Raw genomic sequence first — 4,305 nt, forward strand, 5'->3', positions numbered from 1 at the left:
TATCAGACTCATAACATTTACTTAATAAGCAACTTTAAGACCTTTAATGGAACCACCAATTGAAAGAATACGACTTTCTCAAACAGCTAAAGATCAGTTAACTAAGCTGAAACGTAATACCAAAATAGACCAATGGAATATTCTTTGTCGTTGGGCATTTTGTTGCTCTTTAGCAGAATCAAGCATTCCCTCTCTAGTACCAACCCCTGCTGATAGTAATTTAGAATTAACATGGAGAATTTTCGGTGGAGAATTTTCTGACATCTTTTTATTAGCTCTAAAGCAACGTTGTTATAATGATCGAATAGCCATAGAAAGAGAAACTTTGGCCACTCAGTTTCGTCTACACTTGCATCGAGGTATTGGATATTTAGCTGGTAACCCAAATATCAAAAGGATAGAAGACTTAATTGCAACTGTGATTCCTTCTCTCGACTAAATTTTAACTCTAAACATTTAATGTTTAGGTATCTCTTGTTATGTAGAGTAAATATAATTTATGTAACTAAATTGTTACATCAAATTGTAAATAAATAATAGAAGAAGTTGAGTCAATACAAGTAATAAACTAAGTTAATAGTATAGAAGCATTCTTATCCTAAAGTTGGAGGTACAACAGCTAGGTAGGTTAAATATTGGAACAATAAAAAGGAGATATGCAATGATTCATGCTAACTCTAAAAAGAAATATCTAAATGTCATGGAAGATATGGTAGCACAGGAAGTAAATCGCCAAATTACCTTATTACCTCAAAAGTTAGCGAAATATATTAAGCGAGTTGATGTAGAAACTTATGCGCTGAATCGTCTCCCACCCTTATATGCTTCTAGTCAGGAAGGCTGGAAGTTTCAAACAAAAAAAGCACAAGAAGATTATAGAAAGGAGATTGTGGTGGTCGTACGTCATGCTTTTGCAGCAGTACAAAGAGACTTGTTGAAAAGCTCAACTCCTCTATTTACAGAGGAAACCAAAAAAGTATCCTCCTTAGTAACAAAAGCAGGAGGATCTACGGCAGAAAATAAAGAAAGCAGTAAAAATTATAATTGGAAGCATAGTCAGTACTATCACTTAGGGAGTTCTAGAAGATAAGTAGGGTTTGCGTATGGAAAGTCTTTTGGTAGAGGTAGGAGTCAGGAAGACCTCCTCAGAAGTCAGGAGAAATGGGAATTATAGAGGGGGTCGTCGGAAAAATTGTCCCTTGATTTTTCTGCCATAATCGTCCCAAAATACTAGCTTTATGCAGCTCTTTCCACCGAAAAGCTTATACTTTTTTAGACAAAAAAATGCTACAACCTTATATCTGTCAATGCTTTGATATTTAATCAGCAAGCCCTAAGTATATTGTGAAATGGCTATTACCAACTTAACCATTAGCCATTTAGCCAATTTTTTTCTTAAATTTTTCTCGCAAGATCGAGATAGATAGCTAAAACATTCTTACTTCTGCTATAATAAAGGGAAAAAATGTCCTACTGGCCCTTGACCAAGACCAATTTCTAAAGCATACTCCAAAGCATTTGTGACATAATCCTTCGCCAATTTAACTGCAGAAAATAAATCTTTCCCTTGAGCTAAATTAGCAGCGATAGCTGCCGAGAGAGTACAACCAGTGCCATGAGTATTATTAGTCTCCACCGTAGCAGTCCTTAAAATTTCAAACTGCGCTCCATCAAACCAAACATCTACTCCTAGTAACTCATTCTTCATGGCTCCCCCCTTGACTAAAACTGTTTTTGCTCCTAGCCTGTGAATTTCCTGAGCAGCCATCTGCATATCATCTAGGTTATTAATCTCTAAACCCGTAAAAATCTCTGCCTCATAAATGTTAGGAGTAACAATAGTCGCCTTAGGCAGCAAAACATTCTGTATAGCTTCCACAGCCAAATCATCAATCAACTGAACACCTGCACGGGAGACCATCACTGGGTCTATTACTAATTTATTTAAATTTAAAGCTTCTATCTCTTCAGCTACGGCCAAGATAATTTCCTGACTCAATAACATTCCGGTCTTAGTTGCTTGTACGCCTATATCCGTAACAACAACTTGAATTTGTGCTTTTACCGCTTCTGGGGACAAAGCGTCAACCCTATTTACTCCCAAAGTATTTTGAGCAGTAATACAAGTCAAAGCACTCGTACCATGAACACAATGAAAAGCAAAAGTACGCAGGTCTGCCTGAATACCCGCTCCACCACCACTATCAGATCCAGCAATAGTCAAAGCAACAGGAATACTTGATGCCTTTAAATTATTCATATTATCAAATTTAGTAGTCAGTAGTCAATAGTCTGTAGTTACTTTTAAATAAATAGAACTTATGCACAAATACTGCATAACATTTATAAACTATAGTTAAACCTATAGTGCCACACTATATAAACGTGTTAACCACTAAAGAATGCCTAAATTTACCTCTAACTAAACTACTATTAACTTAATCAACTTCTTTAAATTGCACTGCCGTGCAAGGCCAACAAATTTGATATAACAATTAATAGAATTGACCTGGATGTCAATATCAAGAAAATTCCCTTGCTTTAACCATCTATCTATTAGTAGGTGGAGTCCGTCGCCTTTGCAGAAAATCAGGAATATCCAATCCTGGTAATTTTTTCTGCTTCTCAGTGCTTTGAGTTGGAGTTGGAGTTGGAGTTGGTATCGACCTTCTTGGCTGTGCTATTTCCTGGGTAGGATTCATTTGTGCTTCTCCACTAAAACCAGTTGCTATGACAGTAATTTTGATTTCTCCCTGCAATTTCTCATCAATTACAGCCCCAAAAATAATATTGGCATTAGGATCGACAACTTCATAGATAGTCTCAGCAGCAGTATTAACTTCATGTAACGTTAAATCAGTTCCGCCAGTAATATTAAAGACCACCCCTCTAGCTCCTTCCACAGAAGATTCCAGTAAAGGAGAAGAAATGGCCATATTTGCTGCTTCTCTTGCCCTAGACTTCCCAGACCCCATACCAATTCCCATCAACGCCGAACCTGCATCTGCCATCACTGCTCGTACATCGGCAAAGTCAACGTTCACCAACCCAGGCACAGTAATAATATCTGAAATTCCCTGTATACCTTGACGTAATATATCATCTGCAATTCTAAAAGCTTCCTGTACGGGAGTTTGTTCATTAATTACAGATAGCAAACGATTATTGGGAATTACGATTAAAGTATCAACTCTACTTTGTAAAGCAGCAACTCCTTCATCAGCTTGAGTAATTCGACGTCTTCCCTCGAAAGTGAAGGGACGCGTCACAATACCCACTGTCAGAGATCCTGCTTCTTTAGCAATTTCAGCTATAACGGGTGCTGCACCAGTACCAGTGCCACCTCCCATTCCAGCAGTAATAAATACTAAATCGGGGTGGTCTAAAGCATTAGCTATTTCATCCCTAGATTCTTCAGCCGCTTTTTGGCCAATAGCCGGATTACCCCCTGCCCCCAAACCTCTTGTGAGTTTTTGTCCAAGTTGTAAGCGTTTAGGAGCATTGGACAGGGTTAGAGCTTGGGCATCTGTATTAACTGTCCAGAATTCTATACCAGAAACCTCACTAGCAATCATTCGGTTAACAGCATTGCCGCCACCCCCTCCAACACCTATTACTTTAATTTTTGCTGTATTACTTGGCACAATATCATCACTCCTAGATTCTTCCTTTGGGGTGGCTTTGGGGTCATAATTTTGTTCTCCATAAAGTCCCGAGCTATTGCGAAAGGGATTAGAGACATTTTTTGGTAATGGAAAATTTCCTTGTCCTTGGGATTGGGGACTTTCACTGTTGACCCCTTGTTGATTATTCACTATCATTTTTGGGGATGGTAGATATATAGTATTTTTGACTTTTAATTTAATTTATACCTTATTACCAGAATAGCTCTTAGCATAGGTTAATTAGTCATATTCTAAAGTATGGTGAAGTTATCTCTCGTTAAAATCGGAGATAATAACGGGAGCTTCTCAAACAAAGAAGTTTCTTGCTCCTGCTGGCGCAACGCTGCACGAACACAGGTTGATTAACGTCTTACGCCTCCACAAGCAGGCAAGATGATACCCACCTCGTTTAATGTTTTATTGCAATATGTTAATTGCAGCATTCTCATCTCTATCTAAAACTATTTTACATAATGGACTATCTAAAACTATTTTACATAATGGACAAGAATTAATTCTAACTGATCAAGTTAATGGTACTTTCTGACCACAATTACTACAATGAGTGAAAGGTATGATTCGGGTTGACTTTAATTACATGAACACCGCATTTTACCGCCACTGCATTCAATTTTTCAAT

Annotated in this window: 4 protein-coding genes; 2 read left to right on the plus strand and 2 right to left on the minus strand. The window is 37.7% G+C overall.

Going from position 1 to position 4,305, the window contains the following annotated elements:
• The first annotated feature begins 46 nt into the window (after window positions 1-46).
• Both dndE and F6K13_RS20605 read left to right on the plus strand, forming a co-directional pair.
• Window positions 47-439 (plus strand): DNA sulfur modification protein DndE, encoded by a 393-nt coding sequence (gene dndE, locus F6K13_RS20600; protein WP_124144936.1) that lies wholly within the window; start codon window positions 47-49, stop codon window positions 437-439.
• Between the two features lie 222 nt (window positions 440-661).
• On the plus strand, window positions 662-1,090 hold the full coding sequence (locus F6K13_RS20605; RefSeq protein ID WP_124144937.1) for a late competence development ComFB family protein: 429 nt from the start codon (window positions 662-664) through the stop codon (window positions 1,088-1,090).
• A 357-nt stretch (window positions 1,091-1,447) separates the two neighbouring features.
• Here the strand turns inward: F6K13_RS20605 and thiD are convergent, their stop codons facing one another.
• Together thiD and ftsZ are read right to left on the minus strand one after the other, a co-directional pair.
• The gene (gene thiD / locus F6K13_RS20610; protein ID WP_124144938.1) at window positions 1,448-2,260 is read right to left on the minus strand and encodes a bifunctional hydroxymethylpyrimidine kinase/phosphomethylpyrimidine kinase; all 813 of its coding nucleotides are present in this window, start codon (window positions 2,258-2,260) and stop codon (window positions 1,448-1,450) included.
• A gap of 289 nt (window positions 2,261-2,549) precedes the next feature.
• Entirely contained in the window at window positions 2,550-3,821 is a 1,272-nt protein-coding gene (ftsZ, locus tag F6K13_RS20615; RefSeq protein WP_124144939.1) for a cell division protein FtsZ, read from the minus strand.
• Window positions 3,822-4,305: the final 484 nt, after the last annotated feature.

Origin of the sequence: Okeania sp. SIO2B9 (genome assembly GCF_010672505.1) — a bacterium.
GTDB classification, from domain to species: domain Bacteria; phylum Cyanobacteriota; class Cyanobacteriia; order Cyanobacteriales; family Microcoleaceae; genus Okeania; species Okeania hirsuta.